General features: G+C 64.9%; 13 protein-coding genes and 2 tRNA genes. 10 read left to right on the forward strand and 5 right to left on the reverse strand.

Annotated elements, in window-relative coordinates:
* The first annotated feature begins 82 nt into the window (after window positions 1–82).
* Window positions 83–1,183, forward strand: a complete 1,101-nt coding sequence (gene prfA, locus VB777_RS04725) for a peptide chain release factor 1 (protein WP_323247457.1) — start codon at window positions 83–85, stop codon at window positions 1,181–1,183.
* Window positions 1,184–1,238: 55 nt separating this feature from the next.
* Here prfA and VB777_RS04730 read toward each other — a convergent pair whose 3' ends face one another.
* The gene (locus tag VB777_RS04730; RefSeq protein ID WP_197157077.1) at window positions 1,239–1,742 is read right to left on the reverse strand and encodes an HNH endonuclease; all 504 of its coding nucleotides are present in this window, start codon (window positions 1,740–1,742) and stop codon (window positions 1,239–1,241) included.
* A gap of 122 nt (window positions 1,743–1,864) precedes the next feature.
* Between VB777_RS04730 and alr the strand changes: the two genes are divergently transcribed.
* Entirely contained in the window at window positions 1,865–3,058 is a 1,194-nt protein-coding gene (gene alr, locus VB777_RS04735) for an alanine racemase (protein WP_197171714.1), read from the forward strand.
* A gap of 35 nt (window positions 3,059–3,093) precedes the next feature.
* A tRNA-Ser gene (locus tag VB777_RS04740) sits at window positions 3,094–3,182 on the forward strand.
* A gap of 85 nt (window positions 3,183–3,267) precedes the next feature.
* On the opposite strand, the gene VB777_RS04745 is transcribed toward VB777_RS04740, so the two are convergent.
* On the reverse strand, window positions 3,268–4,200 hold the full coding sequence (locus tag VB777_RS04745; RefSeq protein ID WP_197157079.1) for a serine hydrolase: 933 nt from the start codon (window positions 4,198–4,200) through the stop codon (window positions 3,268–3,270).
* Window positions 4,201–4,217: 17 nt separating this feature from the next.
* Here VB777_RS04745 and VB777_RS04750 point away from each other — a divergent pair, with 17 nt between their 5' ends.
* The 4 genes from VB777_RS04750 to VB777_RS04765 all read left to right on the forward strand — a co-directional run bounded on the left by VB777_RS04750 (window position 4,218) and on the right by VB777_RS04765 (window position 6,908).
* Window positions 4,218–4,985: a C40 family peptidase gene (locus VB777_RS04750; RefSeq protein ID WP_197157080.1), complete on the forward strand. Its 768-nt coding sequence runs from the start codon at window positions 4,218–4,220 to the stop codon at window positions 4,983–4,985.
* Window positions 4,986–5,030: 45 nt separating this feature from the next.
* Complete coding sequence (locus tag VB777_RS04755; RefSeq protein WP_322757704.1) at window positions 5,031–5,999, forward strand: glycosyltransferase family 2 protein; 969 nt, start codon at window positions 5,031–5,033, stop codon at window positions 5,997–5,999.
* A 246-nt stretch (window positions 6,000–6,245) separates the two neighbouring features.
* Window positions 6,246–6,362, forward strand: a complete 117-nt coding sequence (locus VB777_RS04760) for a photosystem I reaction center subunit VIII (RefSeq protein ID WP_197157084.1) — start codon at window positions 6,246–6,248, stop codon at window positions 6,360–6,362.
* A 54-nt stretch (window positions 6,363–6,416) separates the two neighbouring features.
* The gene (locus VB777_RS04765; protein WP_197157086.1) at window positions 6,417–6,908 is read left to right on the forward strand and encodes a photosystem I reaction center subunit XI; all 492 of its coding nucleotides are present in this window, start codon (window positions 6,417–6,419) and stop codon (window positions 6,906–6,908) included.
* A 1,178-nt stretch (window positions 6,909–8,086) separates the two neighbouring features.
* Here the strand turns inward: VB777_RS04765 and psaB are convergent.
* Window positions 8,087–10,300 (reverse strand): photosystem I core protein PsaB, encoded by a 2,214-nt coding sequence (gene psaB / locus VB777_RS04770; RefSeq protein WP_197157088.1) that lies wholly within the window; start codon window positions 10,298–10,300, stop codon window positions 8,087–8,089.
* 19 nt (window positions 10,301–10,319) lie between these two features.
* Window positions 10,320–12,623, reverse strand: a complete 2,304-nt coding sequence (gene psaA, locus VB777_RS04775; RefSeq protein ID WP_197157090.1) for a photosystem I core protein PsaA — start codon at window positions 12,621–12,623, stop codon at window positions 10,320–10,322.
* 637 nt (window positions 12,624–13,260) lie between these two features.
* On the opposite strand from psaA, the gene VB777_RS04780 reads away from it, so the two are divergent.
* From VB777_RS04780 to VB777_RS04790, 3 genes are all read left to right on the forward strand, one after another.
* On the forward strand, window positions 13,261–14,586 hold the full coding sequence (locus VB777_RS04780) for a hypothetical protein (RefSeq protein ID WP_323247399.1): 1,326 nt from the start codon (window positions 13,261–13,263) through the stop codon (window positions 14,584–14,586).
* On the forward strand, window positions 14,583–16,523 hold the full coding sequence (gene cobJ, locus VB777_RS04785) for a precorrin-3B C(17)-methyltransferase (protein WP_322757707.1): 1,941 nt from the start codon (window positions 14,583–14,585) through the stop codon (window positions 16,521–16,523). Before VB777_RS04780 ends, cobJ begins: the two co-directional genes overlap by 4 nt.
* Window positions 16,524–17,222: 699 nt before the next feature.
* Window positions 17,223–19,550 carry a diguanylate cyclase gene (locus VB777_RS04790; RefSeq protein ID WP_323247401.1) on the forward strand — a complete coding sequence of 776 codons (2,328 nt, stop codon included), beginning with the start codon at window positions 17,223–17,225 and terminating at the stop codon, window positions 19,548–19,550.
* Between the two features lie 119 nt (window positions 19,551–19,669).
* On the opposite strand, the gene VB777_RS04795 is transcribed toward VB777_RS04790, so the two are convergent.
* Window positions 19,670–19,743, reverse strand: a tRNA-Pro gene (locus tag VB777_RS04795).
* Window positions 19,744–19,752 lie beyond the last annotated feature (9 nt).

A 19,752-nucleotide genomic window follows, 5' to 3' on the forward strand; every position in this document is an offset into this window, starting at 1 on the left:
ATGCCCCTGGGCATCCGGCTTTTTGATGGCTGCGCCCCATCCCGCGCCTCCCTCCCGTCCCCTCAGTTCCTGCATCGCTGTGATCGATCAAGCTCTGCTGCACGAACGCCTGGCCACCGCCTGCACCACCTTCGCGGCCCTGGAGCGTCAGCTGGCCGATCCGGCGGTCACGGCCGATCCGGCCCAGCTGCAGACGATCGCACGGGAACGCGCCCGGCTCGAGCCGCTTGTGCGCGACTATGCCGACCTGCAGAAATGCGAGCGCGAACGGCAGGAAGCGGTGCAACTGCTCAAGGAGCATCGCGGTGACCCGGCCATGGAGGAGCTGGCCGCTGAGGAGCTGGAGCGGCTGGGGGCCACGATCGATCAGCTGCAGCAACGGCTGACCCTGGCGCTGCTGCCCCACGACCCCCGCGACGAGCGCAGCGTCATGCTCGAGATCCGTGCCGGTGCTGGTGGCGACGAAGCCGGGCTCTGGGCGGGAGATCTGGCCCGCATGTACGACCGCTACGCCCAGGGCCAGGGCTGGCAGGTCCAGCCGGTGAGTGCCTCGGAAGCGGAACTGGGCGGCTACAAGGAACTCATCCTGGCGATCCGCGGCTACGGGGTCTACAGCCAGCTCAAGTTCGAGGCGGGGGTGCACCGCGTCCAGCGGGTGCCTGCCACCGAATCCCAGGGGCGGGTGCATACCTCCACGGCCACGGTGGCGGTGATGCCGGAAGCAGATCCGGTGGAGGTGCAGATCGATCCAGGCGAGCTGGAGATCAGCACAGCCCGCTCCGGCGGCGCCGGCGGCCAGAACGTGAACAAGGTGGAAACGGCAGTGGATCTGCTGCACAAGCCCACCGGTATCCGCGTGTTCTGCACCCAGGAACGCTCCCAGCTGCAGAACCGGGAACGGGCCATGGAGATCCTGCGGGCCAAGCTGTTGGAGCGGGAACTCGCCGCCGCCGCCGCCGCGGAGAGTTCAACCCGTCGGGCTCAGGTGGGCAGCGGCGATCGCAGCGAAAAGATCCGCACCTACAACTACAAAGACAACCGCACCACCGACCACCGCCTGGGACGCAATTTCGCGCTCGAACCCGTGCTGGCGGGCCAGCTGGGCGAGCTGATCGGGGCCTCGATCGCCGCCGAGCAGAGCCGGCAACTGGAAGAGCTGGCCCGCCAGGCGAGCGGGGTCTGAACCCAGGCTGGAGCTTCAGAACCAGCGGTTTTCAAGGCCGTGAGCATCAACCGGATCAGGCGGCACCGATCAGATATTTGGCCCACTCCGCGTGGCGACCGGCCCGGATCTGACGGCTGGCCTCGAAATTGAGCCCGCTGTGGGGACGATGGGGCTCCTGCAGCAGCGGCATGCCGGCTTCGCGAGGCGTGCGATTGCCCTTGCGCACATTGCAGCCCAGGCAGGCGGTGGTGACGTTCTCCCAGGCATCGGCGCCGCCACGGCTGCGGGGCACGATGTGATCGATCGAGAGCGGTTGGGTGGTGCTGGCGCAGTACTGGCAGCGGTGGTTGTCGCGCTGAAACAGATTGCGGCGGGTCAGGGGCAGGGGCTTGTAGGGCACCCGCACGAACTGACGCAGACGGATCACGGTGGGCAGCAGCAGATCCGGCCGGATGACGCGGCTGGAGTCGTGCTCCAGGCCTTCGGCCTTTCCCTTGAGCAGCATCACCATGGCGCGACGCCAGTGGGTGATATTGAGCGGCTCGTAGGACGCATTCAGAACGAGAACGTGGCCCATGCCAGCCCCTCTGATTGCAGTCCATGCTAGAGGCGTTCTCCGCGCGCGACTGTGTTCCACGCCTCCTTCGACGGCACCGGCAGCGACGCGCGGCGGCTCCTGGCTGCCGTGGAGAGGCGCTGATGTCCTCCTCGCCGCTCAGCACACCCCTGGCACCCCATGAGACCGGCCAGTCCAGGCAACGGGCCTGGGTGGAAGTGAATGCCGGCGCCATCCGCGCCAACGCCCGCGCCCTGCGCCGCTTCATCGGTCCGCTCACCGAGCTGATGGCCGTGGTCAAGGCGGATGGCTACGGCCACGGTGCGGTGCTGGTCGCCGAGGCCGCCCTCGCCGGCGGCGCCAGCTGCTTCGGGGTGGCCACCCTTGCCGAGGGAGTGGAACTGCGCACCGCCGGGATCCGGGCGCCGATTCTGGTGCTGGGCAACCTCACCCAGGTGGAGGAACTGCGCAGCTGTCTGCGCTGGCAGCTGATGCCAACGATCAGCAGCATGCGGGAAGCCCTGCTCTGCCAGAACCTGGCCAGCGGCAGCGGTCGTTCGATGCCGCTGCAGCTCAAGCTCGACACCGGCATGGCCCGGCTCGGCGCCGACTGGCAGGACGGCCCCCGCCTGGTGGCGGCCCTGCAGGACCTCGATGCTGTGGAGCTGGTGGGGCTCTATTCCCACCTCGCCCACGCCGATGCCTGCCCCGACGAGGACGACGGCCTGACGCGCGAGCAGCAACGCCGCTACGAGAGTGTGCTGGACAGCCTCCGCCAGCAGAGGCTGAGCTGCGGGCACCGCCACCTGGCCAACTCGGCCGGCACCCTGCGGGATCACGCCATCCACTACGACCTGGTGCGGGTCGGGCTGGCCCTCTATGGCCAGGAGCCAGCCCCGCATCTGGCCGGCCGGGTGCCGCTGCAACCAGCGATGCAGCTACACGCCCGCGTCTCCCTGATCCGGGAGGTGCCGGCGGGGGTGGGGGTGAGCTATGGCCATCGCTTCCGTACCAGCCGCCCCAGCCGACTGGCGGTGGTGGGCATCGGCTACGCCGATGGCGTCCCCCGCCAGCTCTCGAACCAGCTGGAGGTGCTGTTCCGAGGGCAGAGCCTGCCGCAGGTGGGCGCGATCACCATGGATCAGCTGGTGCTCGATGCCACCGACACCTCCGAGCTGGAGGTGGGATCGGTGGTGACCTTGCTCGGGCAGCAGGGCGACCGCAGCATCGGCCCGACCGACTGGAGTGAGCGCTGCCACACCATCCCCTGGGAGATCCTCTGCGGCTTCAAGCACCGGCTGCCGCGGCTGGCCGTGAGCGGCGGCGGCGAGGGCTGAGGCTGCCGGCCCACTGATAAGCTCACGGAGCCACTGGAGAGGTGGCTGAGTGGTTGAAAGCGGCTCCCTGCTAAGGAGTTACAGGAGGCAACTTCTGTCGAGGGTTCGAATCCCTCCCTCTCCGTTTCCAAAGCACAGACTCCCCGACTTCCGCTCAAACGGAATGTCGGGGTTGTCGATCGGGCCTGCGGCACCCGGCCCGGAGTGGCTCAGACCGGGCCGCTGTAGCGCAGCAATTCGGTGGTGATCGCCGGCAACAGGGCCGGATCATCAGCACACGCCTGCCCTTCGCTGAAGATCACCAGCAGGAACGGCAGACCGTTCTCGGGTTCCGCATAGGCGGCGTCATGGCGCGCCTGGCTCATCCAGCCGGCCTTGCTCCAGAAGGGTGTCTGCAGCGGCAGGGCTTCGCCGATGAAGCCATCCACCTGATTCTCCGGATCGGCCTGCCGTTCCAGGGGATCGAGCGAGCGGGCCAGCAGGTCCTGCATGCGCCGGCACGCCGGCGGCGACACCATCGCGCCTGCCATCACCCCATGCAGAACCCGGGCCACGGCATCGGTGCTGAGGCGGTTGCGATTCTGCAGATCAGGCCCGTAGAACTGACGTTCACGGCCGTAGGGGCCATCGCCCCAGGTCTTCTGGCAGGCATTACAGCCCTCCAGCTCAGGCCAGGCGAGCTCGGTCAGCCAGCGGTTGACGATGCCGCGCTGGTGGCACCAGGAGCTGTAACGATGCGGCGGCAGCTCAGGGCCACTGGTGGTGCCGCTGAGCAGATCCATCACCAGTGCCGTGGCGTCATTGCTGGAGTCGCGGATCATGTCGGCCAGGGCCCGGCGCAGCTCCGGCCCATCGCCAATCAGCTGGCGCTGCAGCCAGGCCTCGGCGGCCACCAGATAGATCAACTTCACCACACTGGCGGGATAGCGGAGGCGATCACCGGCCCAGGCAGCACCGGTCAGCGGTCGCTGCCAGAAGCTGGTCGGATCCAGGTCATGGGCCTGATGTCGCAGGGACTCGGGGTAACGCAACCAGGTGATCGACAGCCGCTGACCCAGCCCTTCCCGCCCCTCCAGCTCCAGAGCCGCCACCAGATCGGCGAGGCGCTCGGCCATGCCCGGATCCGGGTTGTAGAACACCATCTCCGCCGAGCAGCGTGATGGCGACATTAAGCACTCTGCCGACCGGCAGCCCGGCGGCCCGCGAGCTGCTGGAAGCGGGCAGCCTCTGGCAGCTCACCGCGCCACTCAACCTCTACAGCCGGGCCCACGGAGCCGGCCTGGCCACCCAGGCGGCGGCGGGGCGGGTGCTGCAGTTGCGCGATGGCACCAGAGCGGGCGCACCAGGGGAAGCGGCGCGTCTGAGGGTCCGACTGCTGGAGGACGGCTACCCCGGCTGGATCGAGCCGAACCACCTGCTGGGCCACGCCGTGAGCGGCAGTCGACCCCGCAGCCAACGCCTGCAACGCCCCCAAATCGAAGCCCGCCTGCCGGCGGTGCTGGCGGCGGCAAAAGCCGCCATGCTCCAGCCCAACACCTACCTGTGGGGCGGATCGCTCGGGCCTGATTTCGACTGCTCCGGCCTGGTTCAGACCCTGTTTGCCAGCCAGGGCATCTGGCTGCCACGCGATGCCTACCTGCAGGAACGTTTCTGCCAGCCGGTGGCCGTCCGCCCGGGAGCGACGGCGCTGCTGCGACCAGGCGATCTGATCTTCTTCGGCACACCGCGGCGCTGCACCCATGTGGGCCTGCACCTCACAGGCGGCCGCTACCTGCACAGCTCTGGGGTCGCACACGGCCGCAATGGCATCGGCATCGACGACCTCTCGCCCCACAATCCGGATCCCGTGGCACGCCACTACCGGTTGGAACTGCGCGGCGCCGGCCGGGTGATGCACTGCCACGACGGCAGCGCCTGCGGAGACTGATGCCAGTCTCCGTTTAGGGTTCGGCTCGCCTCCGGATCCGCCGCCATGCCGGCCCCCACCCTGCCCACTCTTTCGGTGGTGGTGCCGCTCTACAACGAAGAGGACAGTCTCAGACCCTTGGTGGAGCAGCTGCTGGCTCAGCTGCGGCCCCTGGGGATCCCCTTCGAGCTGGTGCTGGTGGACGACGGCTCGCGCGATCGCACCCCGATTCTGCTGCAGGAGCTGGCCAGCACGATCCCCGAACTGGTGGCGGTGCTGCTGCGTCGCAACTACGGCCAGACCCCCGCCATGGCGGCGGGCTTCGATGCCAGCCGCGGCCCCGTGATCGTGACCCTCGACGGCGATCTGCAGAACGATCCGGCCGACATCCCCCTGCTGCTGGACACCCTGGACCAGGGCTATGACCTGGTGAGCGGCTGGCGCTACCAGCGGCAGGATGCGGCCGTGAGCCGCCTGCTGCCCTCCCTGCTGGCGAACCGCCTGATCGCCCGGGTCACCGGCGTGAAGCTGCACGACTACGGCTGCTCACTCAAGGCCTACCGGCGCGAGGTGGTCGAGGACATGAACCTCTACGGAGAGCTGCACCGCTTCCTGCCGGCGCTGGCCTTCATCGAAGGGGCCAGGATCACCGAAGTGAAGGTGAGCCATCACCCTCGCCGCTTCGGCACCAGCAAATACGGGATCGACCGTACATTCCGGGTGCTGATGGATCTGCTCACGGTGTGGTTCATGAAGCGCTTCCTCACCAGGCCGATGCATGTTTTCGGCCTGGGAGGCCTGGTGGGGATGGGCCTGGGACTGCTGATCGGCGCCTGGCTGCTGGTGGAGAAGCTGCAGGGCGCCAACATCGGCGACCGCCCCCTGCTGCTGATGGCCCTGCTCTGCTTTCTCACCGGGGTTCAGCTGTTCTGCTTCGGCCTGCTGTCGGAACTGCAAATGCGGACGTATCACGAGAGCCAGGGACGACCGATCTACCGCGTGCGGGCCACCTTGCGCGGCAGTGCCAGCGGGTGATCCCGGATTTCAGCCTCGGCACCAAGCCTTCATGGGCGCCGCCAGCAGATGGCGGTGGGCAAGGCCACTGGGACGGCATCTTGCGAACGGCCACTGGAGGGAGGTCTCGAGGAGATGGCAACAGCGGCACTGGAAGGAGTGAGAGGCCTCAGGCGGGGATTGAACTTTTATGTCGCCCCTCAACAGCGCCAGGGGTCCCTTTCAGACCTCTCCGTACAGTATCGACGATTCCTATTGGCCTATGCCATGACTGGAGAATTTGCAGCGGCCTGGTTGCCCTCGGTGTTCGTTCCCCTTGTGGGAATCCTGGGCCCAGCCGTGGCCATGGCCCTGTTGTTCAACGTGATCGAAGCGACCGACTGAGCCGTCGCGATCGCCTCCGGGTCTACCCGATCCCGTTCCCCTCATTCCGCCACCATGACCGTGACCCCCGTGGCCGACCCGACCGTCGGCAATCTGGCCACTCCCGTCAACAGCAGCTACTTCACCAAGGCCTTCCTGAACGCGCTGCCCGCCTATCGCCCTGCCCTGTCTCCCAACCGTCGCGGCCTGGAAGTGGGCATGGCCCATGGCTTCTTCCTCTACGGCCCCTTTGCGATCTGCGGACCGCTGCGCCTCACCGACTACGCCAGCACCGCCGGTCTTCTGGCCACCATTGGTCTGGTGTCGATTCTCACGGTGTGCCTGTCGATCTATGGCACTGCCGGCTCCGGCCCGAACGTCCAACCCCCTGACGCCACCATCGACAATCCGCCCGCCGACCTGTTCACCAAGGCAGGCTGGGCCGAATTCGCCAGCGGCTTCTGGCTGGGTGGCTGCGGCGGCGCCGCCTTCGCCTGGTTCCTCACAGGCACTGCCGTTGTGGCTCCGCTGGTGAACATCGCCGGTGGCGTCTGGAGTGTGAGCTGAGCCTCTGACTCGGCTTCAGCATCAACACAACCTGCCTGGACAGTCTTCGTACTTCTTTCCAAGCAATCCCCCGCCCAAGAGCAAACCAAAAAGCCCCGCCAAGGCGGGGCTTTTTCTGCGAAAGAATCTAGCTGGAAGCTACTGGGATTGAATCATTCATATTGAATCATTCTTTCAGCGCGATTGGCCGAAGGATTACACTCACTTCATGGACATCAGCAAGCCTGGAATCAGGCGACACTGCTGAGAGGGAGGCAGAGGCAGAGAAAGATAGCAGGCTGATGAAAGAAGACCATAGAAATCGGCCTAAAGAGACTAGGCCTTGAGACGACACTGCCACGCCGCAAGAGACAAGCCTGGAAACAGGTGGCGACAGATCCACCGACGATCTGCAGGCAATAAGATTAGCCAGCGGCCGCCAATGGGCTTGACGAAGCTCAGCAACATCTACTGCTACTGAAGACTTGCCTGATTCCTATTCCTGACCAGCAAACAGAAGCGTTAGGGCCCAGACTCGATCGCCCTAAAGCTGAAGACGGGCAAGGGCGAGGATCACCACAACGCCAACCAAAGGCAGAGGCCGACAATCACGCCGCAACCAGACATAGAGAGTCCCTGCAATCGGAAGCAACCTACGCCATCGTCCTGAACTGCGATGTCCCAGCTTGCAGCCCCTAGCCCTCTTCTATCTTCCCCGAGCTCTCGGATTCACCAAGAAAAAGGCCACAGGCGCTTGCAAATTGACAATTGGCGATTGGCGATTGATCGAGGCTCACACCATGCGCCTCAAGTGGCATGGCTCACATACCTGCTGCAGCGGGTTCAGAAGCTGTAAACGCGAGACCGGAATGGCAAAAGCAAAAGGGCAAAGATTAAGCAGAAACAATGCAGAACCGTTGCTTCATCATCAACGAGTCGCAACCGATCAGATGAGCAAGAACCCGCTGCTATAGACATCTTCACTGGCACCTAGCCTCCCTGAACCCGATGACCAAGGACCCAAGAACCCCACGGTATAGCCAATCGGCAAACGTCTTCTTGGTCGAAACATCAAACACTCTTCACCAGCACACCAACGAAAAACCCCCGGCACAAGGCCAGGGGTGTCATCGTCCCTCGAGTGAAGGCAGGTCGAGTGAAGGTTATCGAGCCGGGCCAACGCGTGGCGCCGCGAAACCTCAGCCGAACTTGCCCGAGGTGGAAGCGATCAGGAAGGCAGCGTAGGTCAGGATGTAACCCACTGTGAAGTGAGCCAGACCAACCACACGGGCCTGAACGATCGAGAGAGCCACAGGCTTATCGCGCCAGCCCACCAGGTTGGCAAGCGGAGTGCGCTGATGCGCCCAGACAATGGTCTCGATCAGTTCCTGCCAGTAACCCCGCCAGGAGATCAGGAACATGAAGCCAGTGGCCCATACCAGGTGACCGAACAGGAACATCCAGGACCAGACGGCCAGGTTGTTCGAGCCAAACGGGTTGTAACCGTTGATCAGCTGGGAGCTGTTCAGCCAGAGGTAATCACGGAACCAGCCCATCAGATAGGTACTGGATTCGTTGAACTGAGCCACGTTGCCCTGCCAGATGGCGAGGTGCTTCCAATGCCAGTAGAAGGTGACCCAACCCACGGTGTTCAGAGCCCAGAAGACTGCCAGATAGAAGGCGTCCCAGGCAGAGATGTCGCAGGTACCGCCACGGCCAGGGCCATCGCAGGGGAAAGAGTAGCCGAAGTCCTTTTTATCGGGCATCAGCTTGGAACCCCGGGCATCCAGGGCGCCCTTCACCAGGATCAAGGTCGTGGTGTGCAGACCCAGCGCAATGGCGTGGTGCACAAGGAAATCACCAGGCCCGATCGGCAGGAACAGATCGGTATTGCCATTGATGGCATCCAGCCAGTAGTGATCGCCAGGGATGTTGGCCGAAGCCAGGGAGGCGGCACTACCAGGATTGGAGAGCAGCACGTCCATGCCGTACATCGCCTTGCCGGAAGCGGCCTGGACGAACTGGGCGAAGACGGGCTCGACGAGGATCTGCTTCTCGGGAGTTCCGAAAGCCACGACCACGTCGTTGTGGACGTAGAGACCCAGAGTGTGGAAGCCGAGGAACAGGGAAACCCAGCTGAGGTGGCTGATGATGGCTTCCTTGTGGTCGAGCATCCGGGCAAGAACGTTGTTCTTGTTGGCTTCCGGGTCGTAGTCGCGGATGAAGAAGATCGCACCGTGGGCGAAAGCACCGCACATCAGGAAGATGGCGATGTACTGGTGGTGCGTGTACAGCGCAGCCTGCGTTGTGTAGTCCTTCGCGATGAACGCGTAAGACGGCATCGCATACATGTGCTGAGCCACCAGGCTCGTCACCACACCGAGGCTGGCCAGCGCCAGACCCAGCTGGAAGTGGAGCGAGTTGTTGATGGTGTCGTAGAGACCCTTGTGGCCAGCTCCGAGGTCACCAGGGGTGCCCTTGGGCGGGTTGTGGGCTTCGAGGATCTCGCGGATGGAGTGACCGATACCGAAGTTGGTGCGGTACATGTGACCCGCGATCACGAAGATCACACCAATCGCCAGATGGTGATGGGCGATATCCGTGAGCCAGAGGGCTTCGGTCTGGGGGTGGAAGCCGCCCAGGAAGGTCAGGATCGCGGTACCCGAGCCTTCGGCGGTGCCGAAGACCTGATTCAGACCATCGGGATTCTGGGCATAGACGCCCCAGTTACCGGTGAAGAACGGAGCCAGACCAGCGGGATGGGGCAGCACCGAAAGGAAGTTGTCCCAACCGACGTGCTGACCGCGGGCCTCAGGGATGGCGACGTGAACGAGGTGACCGGTCCAGGCGATGGAGCTGAAGCCGAACAGAACAGCCAGGTGGTGGTTCAGACGGGACTCAGCATTCTTGAACCAGGCCAGGGAAGGCCGGAACTTGGGCTGAAGGTGGAGCCAGCCGGCGAACAGAGCCCAAGCCGACAGGATCATCATGAAGATGGAGCCCTGATACAGCTCGGCGTTGGTGCGCATACCGATCGTGTACCACCAGTGGTACAGACCTGAATACGCGATGTTCACCGGAGAGGAAGCGCCCGCCTGGGTGAAGGCGGCAATCGCGCCTTGACCGAAGTGGGGATCCCAGATCGCATGCGCGATGGGACGGACGTGCAGAGGATCGGCGACCCACTGCTCAAAGTTGCCCTGCCAGGCGATATGGAACAGGTTGCCCGAAACCCAGAGGCCAATGATGGCCAGGTGACCGAAGTGGGTGGAGAACAGCTTTTGGTAAAGCCGCTCCTCGGTCATGCCGTCGTGACTCTCGAAGTCGTGAGCCGTGGCAATGCCGTACCAAATACGGCGGGTTGTCGGGTCCTGTGCCAGACCCTGGCTGAACGAAGGAAATTTCGTTGCCATTGGGAAAGGTCAGGAAAGGTCAGCCGACCGCAATGATGCGGGCCAGGAAGAAGGACCAGGTGGTCGCGATACCGCCCAGCAGGTAATGGGCGACACCAACGGCACGGCCTTGGGTGATCGAGAGCGCCCGCGGCTGAATGGCGGGGGCAACTTTCAGCTTGTTATGAGCCCAGACGATGGACTCAATCAGCTCTTGCCAGTAGCCGCGGCCACTGAACAGGAACATCAGGCTGAACGCCCAGATGAAGTGGGCACCCAGGAACATCAGACCGTATGCACTGGAGGACGAGCCGTAGCTGTTGATCACCTGTGCGGCCTGAGCCCAGAGGAAATCGCGGAGCCAGCCATTGATGGTGATGGCACTCTCAGCGAAGTTCCCGTTGGTGATATGCGAGACGCTGCCGTCTGCATTCACGGTTCCCCAGACATCGCTCTGCATTTTCCAACTGAAGTGGAAGATGACGATCGAGAGGGAGTTGTACATCCAGAACAGACCCAGGAACACATGGTCCCAAGCCGAAACCTGGCAGGTACCGCCACGGCCGGGGCCGTCGCAGGGGAAGCGGAAGCCGAGGTTGGCCTTGTCAGGGACAAGACGGGAACTGCGGCTGTACAGCACACCTTTCAGCAGGATCAACACCGTCACGTGGATGGTGAAGGCGTGAATGTGGTGCACCATGAAATCTGCCGTTCCCAGGGGAATCGGCGCGGCAGCAACCTTGCCACCCACGGCCACGACAGCGCCGTTGAACACCTCGCTCACACCCGCCAGGGCGTTGGGAGCGGTGGTGCCGGCTGCTGCGGCGTGAAGACCCTGAATCCACTGCGCGAAGATCGGCTTCAGCGCGATGGCGGAGTCACTGAACATGTCCTGGGGACGTCCCAGGGCACGCATGGTGTCGTTGTGGATATACAGACCGAAGCTGTGGAAGCCCAGCCAGATGCACACCCAATTGAGGTGACTGATCAGGGCGTCACGTGCCTTGAGCACCCGGTCGAGCACGTTGTCGATGTGCTTGGCGGGGTCATAGTCACGCACCATCGCGATGGCGGCGTGGGCACCGGCACCGACGATCAGGAAGCCACCGATCCACATGTGGTGGGTGAAGATCGAAAGCTGGGTGGGGTAGTCGATGCCGATATAGGGATAGGGAGGCATCGAGTACATGTGGTGCGCCACAATGATGCTCAGCGAACCCATCAATGCAAGGTTCACGCCAAGCTGGGCGTGCCACGAAGTGGTCATGAACTCGAAAAGTCCGTCATGACCTTTGGGAGCTGGGAAGAGCAGAGGATCGCCCTTCTGGCCCTCAAGGATTTCCTTGATGCTGTGGCCAATGCCCCAGTTGGTCCGGTACATGTGACCGGCAACAATGAACAGGACCGCAATCGCCAGGTGGTGATGGGCGATGTCTGTCATCCACAGACTGCCGGTGACAGGATTCAGACCACCCTTGAAGGTGAGGAAATCACTGTAGGCAGCCCAGTTCCCGCTGAAGAACGCCGAGATGCCGGCACCAAAACCGGGGAACAACTGAGTCAGCAGCTCCTGGTTGAGGAATTCATGGGGAAGGGGGATGTCCGCCACCGAAGCGATGGTCTTGCCGTTCAGCACCAGCGGTGAGCCAGCGTCGATGGCATCCATCAACTGGGTGGTGGGCAGGGACACATGCAGCAGGTGCCCCGTCCAGGACAGGGAACCCAGGCCGAGCAGGCCAGCCAGATGGTGGTTGAGCATGGACTCAACGTTCTGGAACCACTCGAGCTTGGGAGCCGCCTTGTGGTAATGGAAGACGCCGGCATTGAGCATCAGGCCGGCCATCACCAAGGCACCGATGGCGGTGGCCATCAGTTGGGTTTCAGAAGTGAAACCCCAGGCCCGCCAGACGTGGAACAGGCCTGAAGTGATCTGAATGCCGTGGAATCCGGCACCCACATCACCGTTGAGAATTTCCTGGCCAAAGATCGGCCAAACCACCTGAGCCGAAGGCTTGACGTGCAGGGGGTCGGCCAGCCAGCCGGTGTAGTTGGAGAAGCGGGCGCCATGGAAGAAGGCACCGCTCAACCAGATGAAGATGACGGCCAGATGGCCGAAATGAGCCGAGAAGATCTTGCGAGAAACCTCTTCAAGATCACTCGTGTGGCTGTCGAAGTCGTGAGCGTTGGCGTGGAGGTTCCAAACCCAGGTGGTGGTTTTGGGACCCTTGGCGAGGGAGCGATCGAAATGCCCGGGTTTGCCGAACAGTTCGAAGGTCGCCGGAACCGGGTTCCGATCGACCTGGGCTTTCGCCGTTTTCCCACGCTCTGGTGGGCTGATGGTCATCGAGACGTTCCTCGAGGGACGGGGTCGAGGTGGAGGTCCACCCCTTACACCCGCTGTGGCGAATTCGGCGCGGAACGCCGGCGCCGCCACGGCGAGTGACGGGCCCTATGAACAGAAAGACGAGCGTCCTGCCCATGGGCGCCAGGCGAACAAGGGTCTGCCCAAAAGGGCGAAAACGCTTGCTACGACTGGTGCGAGGGGCCCCTGAAAGGGGACCGCTGGCGAAAGTATAGGGGTCAGTTTCAATCGGATCCCCCCGCCAGTTACAAAGGTTCAATCCCCGCGCTTTCCAGGCCTGGCAAGGGGTTTGACAGGGAGCGAGTCACATCGAGAGACCCCAAAATCCAGAGTCTGCACTAGCACCAGACGCGAAAGACTTGCTACCAGAGCTATAGACAGCTGCCTGCCTTGGCGATCGGTGAGCAGAATGCCTGCAGACGACGATGAATCGGACGTGCGATCAGACCTGCAGGGCACGAAAGGGTCGCAACGTCAGAGCCAGCGGGCATTCGGGCGAGTCTGGGAATCTGGATGGGGGCGCATGGGATGGAGGTGGATCCCCCGACCGGTTCTGAGCTGGATCAGCGGCACGGCCGGGGACCAGAGACCGGCCTTGGCGAGGCCCGCCGGACGGCTGATGACACGGCTGTTCAGCTGGATCGTGCTGGTGGGCCTGGTGGTTGGGGCCTCAGGTTGTAGCGCGGTGGCGGCCCGAGTGGGCTTCGGACCCAAGCAACGTCAGGAGGGCGGGGCCGGCATCCTGAGCCGGCCGACCCCTTCCGCCCTGCGGGAGGTGGCGCCACCCCCAGGAGTCCAGCAACTGATGGGCGCCCTGGGGGAGCATCAGCCCAGGGTGGAAATCCTCAGCCCCCGCAACGGATCCACCCAGGCTGAGGGTGACTGGATCCTGCAGCTGGCCGTGCGGGACTGGCCCCTGGTGGACGCCGGTCCCCTGGGACTGGGCCCCCATCTGGTGGTGCAAATCGATGGGGATCCCCCGATCCGCCTGCACGACGCCGATCAGCTGGCGCTGAACTTGCCGCCCCTGTCGCCCGGCAGCCACCGGATCACCGCCTATGCCGCCAGGCCCTGGGGTGAGGCCGTCAAGAGCCCTGGCGCCCAGGCCCAGATCGTGGTGCACCGTGTGGCCGCCAACCCCCTCGGAGTGCCGGCGGTCGGATCCCCCCAGCTGATCGTGGCCAGTCCAGCCCTCACCGTTTCCGCCGAACCGGTGCTGCTCGACTGGCTGCTTCTGGATGCGCCGCTGCAACATCTGCGGCCGAACGACGACAGCTGGCGCCTGCGCGTCACCCTGAACGGCGACAGCTTCCTGGTGGATCGCAACGACCCCCTCTGGCTGCAGGGCTGGCGTCCGGGCTCCAACGCCCTTGTGCTGGAGCTGGTCGATGGCCAGGGCGAACCCCTGAATGCGCCGTTCAACAGCCTGGTGCAGGAGGTGCGGCTTGAACCCGGGCCCAGGCCGATCTGGCAGGGAGGCCGCCTCGATGCCCTGACCGTGGCCCAGCTGCTAGGGGAAGCTCCGCCACCGCAACCCGAGGTCGCTGAGACCGTCGAGGCCGTCGAGGCATTCGTTCCGACGATCCCGCCGGCGCTGGAGCCATCACCTGAAGCCTCACCGGCCCTTGAAGAGGACTCCCCCCGGTCGCCCCAGGCAGACCTAGGCAACGATCAGGACCAGGCAAAACAGCTGGAGCAGAGTCCGGTCAGTCGCGAACCTGTGGAGTCCGAGCTTCCGGATGGCGCCGCTCAGGCGCCTAAGCCGCAGGAATCTGTGCAACAGGAGCTCAAGCCACAGGGCGCAGACACCAACGCTGGCAGCAGCAACGAGGACAAGGAATCAGGACCCGAGCCGATCGAGGCCGCACCGACTCTGAAGACCGACACGATGCCCTCCCCACCAGCCGATGTGACCACGCCGCTCGTCATCCAGGAGGAAGCATGAGCCTGGAACGCAAAGGGCCGGTGCTGGGCCTGGGCTTCAGCGAAGCCGCGCGGGCCCTGCTGGCCCAGCTGCAGCAGGCCGGCCTAGTGGATCGCGTGCGACTGCCTGGCAAGGAGTCGAGGCCAGGGCTTGAGCCAGGCGCCGGGGTCAGCGCGGCGGATGACGCATCCGACCCGGCCAGCTGGCTGCGGCACCACTGGGACGGGGCCAGCGCCGTGGTGGCGGTGGGAGCCTGCGGTCTGGTGATCCGCCTGGTGGCGCCACTGCTGCAAGACAAGTCCAGCGACCCAGCCGTGGTGGTGCTCGACCCGCAGGGACGCTTCGCCATTCCACTGCTTGGCGGCCATGCTGGCGGCGGCGAAGCACTGAGCCATCGACTGGCGGCCCTGCTGGGCGGGCAGGCTGTCGTCACCGGCGCCAGCTCAGGCCAGGGCCGACTGGCGCTCGACAGCTTCGGCACAGCCTGGGGCTGGCGCCGGGGCAGCGGCGACTGGACCCGGCTGATGCAGCGAGCCTCCCCGACGGCCGGCGACCTCCTCCCTTCTCCAGGCTCTCCCCTGCTTGTGCAGCAGGACTGTGGCGAAACGGGGTGGACCGCCCTGGAAGCCAGCCAGGCTCTGGGGCTTCAGGTACAGGGAAGCCAGACTCCTCGCCAGCAGACCACAGCTGAACCATCTGCCGATCTCTGGATCACCGCTTACCAAGGCCGTGGCTGCCGCTGGCATCCCCCAACCCTCTGGCTCGGCATCGGCTGCGAGCGGAACACCAGTTCCAGCCTGCTGGAGCGCCTGGTGGCACGCGGCCTCAGCAGCAGCGGACTGGCCCGTGAAGCCGTCGCCGGCCTGGGCAGCATCGACCGCAAGGGCGACGAGCCGGCGCTGCTGGAGCTGGCGGAGCGCCATGGCTGGCCGCTGCGGCTCTTCGAGGCCAACGCTCTGGATGCCATGGCCGTGCCCAACCCGTCACAGGTGGTGGCCGGTGAGATGGGCACCGCCAGCGTGGCGGAAGCGTCGGCCTTGCTCGCCGCCGAGGCGATCACGCCCTGGGGCATCACCTCCTCTGCCCATGGGACCGTCCCCAGCCCCCGTCTGCTGCTGACCAAGACGATCGAGAAGGCCGGCCCCGGGGAATCCGGAGCCGCCACCCTGGCGATCGCCTTCAGTCCGCGGCAATCGGCGCCGGCCCGGGGCCGGCTGGATCTGGTCGGCAGCGGACCGGGCAGCCTCGATCTGCTCACCCCCGATGCCCGCCGTGCCCTGGCGGAGGCCACCATCTGGGTGGGCTATGGGCTCTATCTCGATCTGCTGGAACCCCTGCGCCGGCCGGATCAACAGCGCATTGACGGGAAACTCACCGAGGAGCGTCAGCGCTGCGCCACCGCCCTGGAGCTGGCCGGGGCCGGCCTGCCCGTCGCCCTGATCTCCTCCGGAGACAGCGGCATCTACGGCATGGCTGGCCTGGCCCTGGAGCTCTGGGGCCAACTGCCCAGCGATCAGCGACCGGCGTTCGCGGTGCATCCCGGCATCTCGGCGCTGCAACTGGCGGCGGCCCGCTGCGGCGCCCCCCTGATGCACGACTTCTGCACCATCAGCCTCAGCGATCGGCTCACCCCCTGGGCAGTGATCGAACGCCGGCTGGAAGCGGCCGCCGCCGGTGATTTCGTGGTGGCGCTCTACAACCCCCGCTCGCGAGGCCGGGACTGGCAGCTGGATCGGGCCCTGGAGCTGCTGCTGCAAGGGCGCCCCAAGACAACACCTGTGGCCCTGGCCCGTCAGCTGGGCCGAGCGGAAGAGGCCGTGACCCTGCACACCCTGAGGGATCTGCCGGTGGAGCAGGTCGACATGCTCACCCTGGTGCTGGTGGGTAACAGCAGCAGCTACGTCTGCGATGGGCGGATGGTGACTCCGCGGGGGTATCCAGGCGCTGAGCTCAGCTGACCCCACCAGAGCTTAAAAAGAAGAATCGGGGTAACAGGATTGGGCCGCCTTGTGATCAGCGGGTTCCGCAGGTCATCGCCGCCTGCTCTGGATCCTGGGCCTGGTTCTGGCCTTGATCGTCTGGGCGAATCCGGTTCTCCCGCAAGGAAGGAACCCCACTGTTGAGCTTCGACCTGGTGGTGGTGCTCTCGGCCTGCGCCCTGGACCGCTTCAGGACGGGTCATGACGCCTTCGGTCACCAGACCGGGGACGCTGTGCTCCGGGGCAGGGCGGATCTGGTGCGTCCTGCCTGCGGGCTTCGGATCTGGTGGCCCGAATCGGCGGCGATGCGCTTCTGGTGGCCCTCACTGGCGGCGAGTGGCGAGCGAACCCGTGTCCCTGGTGGAGCAAAGGGGCATCGATCGACGACCTGATGGCGCGGGCGGATGAAGCCATGGACGGGGACAGGCAGCACAGGGTCGTGACCTGGTCGTGACCATTCCCCCGACGGGTTGCGTGGATCCCTCCGCCAGGGTGACCAGGCCCAACCCTGTGTCATCGCATGTGTCCTTCATGCGGCAGGGATCGTGATCCCCGCAGATTGAATCCATTTAAAATAGACCGAGGCCCAATCAATCCATCATGAGTCATCACGGCTCTTTCCTGACACCCACAGGGCCTGCCGACATCCGCCGCCAGTTGTTAATTTTACATCTGGCGATGGTCGGGCTTTTCCTTCTCGATCTGGCCCTGCCGCGCAACGTCCCGCTGCTGCCCTATTACTTCCTGGTGGTGGCGCTCTCGGCGAGCGTCGTGACGCCACGCCGGATGATCCCCCTGATTGTGCAGGCCTATGCACTGGCGATCGCGTCGGGGCTCTACTGGGGCTTCTTTCCCTCGACCGACTACCTCACGCGCCTGCTGGCACTCTCCGGTGTGGTGGCTGTGGCCGTGCATCTCGCGGCCCAGCGTGCACGGGAGTCAGCACAGCGACGCCGCAGTGAGGAGCTCTTCAGGACCACGATCGACAATTCCGCCGCCGGCGTGGGCCTGACCGATGCCAGCGGTCGCTTTTTCCTGACGAACCCGGCCTTCTGCGAGATCCTTGGCTGCGACCCCCAATCCACCCACTCCCTGCACTGGCAAGACATCACCCATCCGGACGACGTCAAGCGCGAGCAGGTCCTCGTGGAGGAGATCCTGGCCAACCGGCGCTCCAGCTATCGAATCAAGGTGCGCATTGGTTCGGACAGGGAACGGCCCGTCTGGATCGATCTCTGCGTGTCCTGCTCCCGGAACCCGAGCGGAGATGTGGAGTTTCTGATCGGCCAGTTCATCGACATCACGCGCCAGGTTGAGACCGAGGGGGCCCTGAACAGGACCAAGCAGCTGCTGCACCGCACCCTGGAACAATGCAGTTTGGGCCTGGCGCTGTGCGCCCCGGATACGGGGACCATCCTGCAGGCCAATGGGCAGCTCAGCTCCCTGCTGGGGCTGGGCCCGGCCGTGCTGGCCCGGGGAAGCCTGAAGCAGGTGTTTGCCGCCCTGGAGCTTGTATCCGTGGAGGATGCACAGTCCGCAACACCGATGGACCCTGCCGCGCTGGAGGGCGTACTGCGCGGTGAGATCGACGGCTACAGCGTGCGGGTGAGGTTCCGGCGGGCGGACGGGCAGAGGGGCTGGGGGAATCTGCAGCTCAACAACCTCCGCGATGCCCATGGTGCGGTGGAGCATGTGCTGCTGGAGCTCGACGAGATCACCGAGATCGTGGCCCAGACGGAATACCTCCTGACAGCTGCCGCCGCCGGCGTGGTGGGGGTCTGGGACTGGGATCCGGTGAACGATGTGCTCACCTGGGATTCGGTCATGTACCAGCTCTACGGTGTGGATCCGGAGAAGTTCTCCGGTGCGGTGGAGGCGTGGTCGCAGACGGTCCATCCCGAGGACCGCCAGTTCGCTCAGAGCGAACTGCAGGCGGCCGTGCGCGGCGAGCGCGAGTACGCCCTCCGTTTTCGGGTGGTCTGGCCCGATGGAGCGGTGCGTTACATCCAGGCCGCGTCGCGCCGGTTCTTCGATGACGCGGGCAAGGTGGTGCGGATCATGGGCGTGAATTACGACGTCACGGAGCTGGTGCAGGCCCAGCAGCAGCTCAAGGCCGAGCAGCAGCGGCTGAGCATCACCCTCGATTCCCTGCTCGATCCCCATCTACTGCTCGGGCCGGTGCGGGACGAGGAGGGGCGGATCACGGATCTGCGCATCCTGCGGGCCAACCCCGCCGCCGCTGCTTACAACCACATGCCCCTCGACGAGTTCGTGGGGAGCACCCTGCGGCAGTTCTGGCCGGGTCATGTTGAGAACGGACTGTTCGATCGTTATCTGCAGGTGCTGGCCACCGGAGAACCGCTGGTGCTTGATGAGTTCGAGTACCACCAGCATGAGGTGCATGGCGGCATACGGCAATTCGACATCCGTGTGGTGAAGGTGGGCGACGAAATCAGCGTCATCTGGCGCGATGTGACGGAGCGGATCGCCATCAAGAAGGCGCTGGAACTGCGGGCCGCCACTGACAGCCTCACCACCTTGCTGAACCGGGAGGAGGTCTTCACGCAGATCGAGCGGCTCATGGGCCGCGACCAGCGCCGGGGAGGGGAGCTGGCGGTGCTGTTCTGCGACCTTGACCGCTTCAAGGAGGTGAACGACACCTACGGCCACCAAGCCGGCGATGCGGTGCTGCAGGCCATGGCCGAGCGGCTCCGATCCTGCCTGCGCGCCTCGGACCTGGCCGCCCGGATCGGCGGTGATGAGCTGATAGTCGTGCTCCCCGGAGTGCAGGGCCTGGAGGATGCGATCGCCATCGGGGAGAAGCTGCGGCGCCTGGCGAGTGAACCGGTGCCGATCCCCGAGGGGGAGGCGCAGATCACGGTGAGTGTGGGGGTGGCTCTGGCGCGCCCCGGCGAATCGATGGATGACCTGATCGCCCGGGCCGATGGCGCGATGTACGCCGCGAAGGAGCGAGGCCGTAACCAGGTGGTGGCGATCCCGGCCTGAACGCCACCGGTTATGCCCACCCGGTTGATCTGCATGGAGCAGAGGTCCGCGAGACCTGTCCTGACAGGGAGCTGCCCCTTCCAGCTAGCAAACTGCTGGCGGGGAAGCGAGGAGAAGAGTCGGGATGACAGGATTCGAACCTGCGGCCCCTTCGTCCCGAACGAAGTGCGCTACCAAGCTGCGCCACATCCCGATTTCCGGA

Origin of the sequence: Synechococcus sp. CCY9202 (assembly GCF_034931685.1) — a bacterium.
GTDB lineage: Bacteria > Cyanobacteriota > Cyanobacteriia > PCC-6307 > Cyanobiaceae > CBW1002.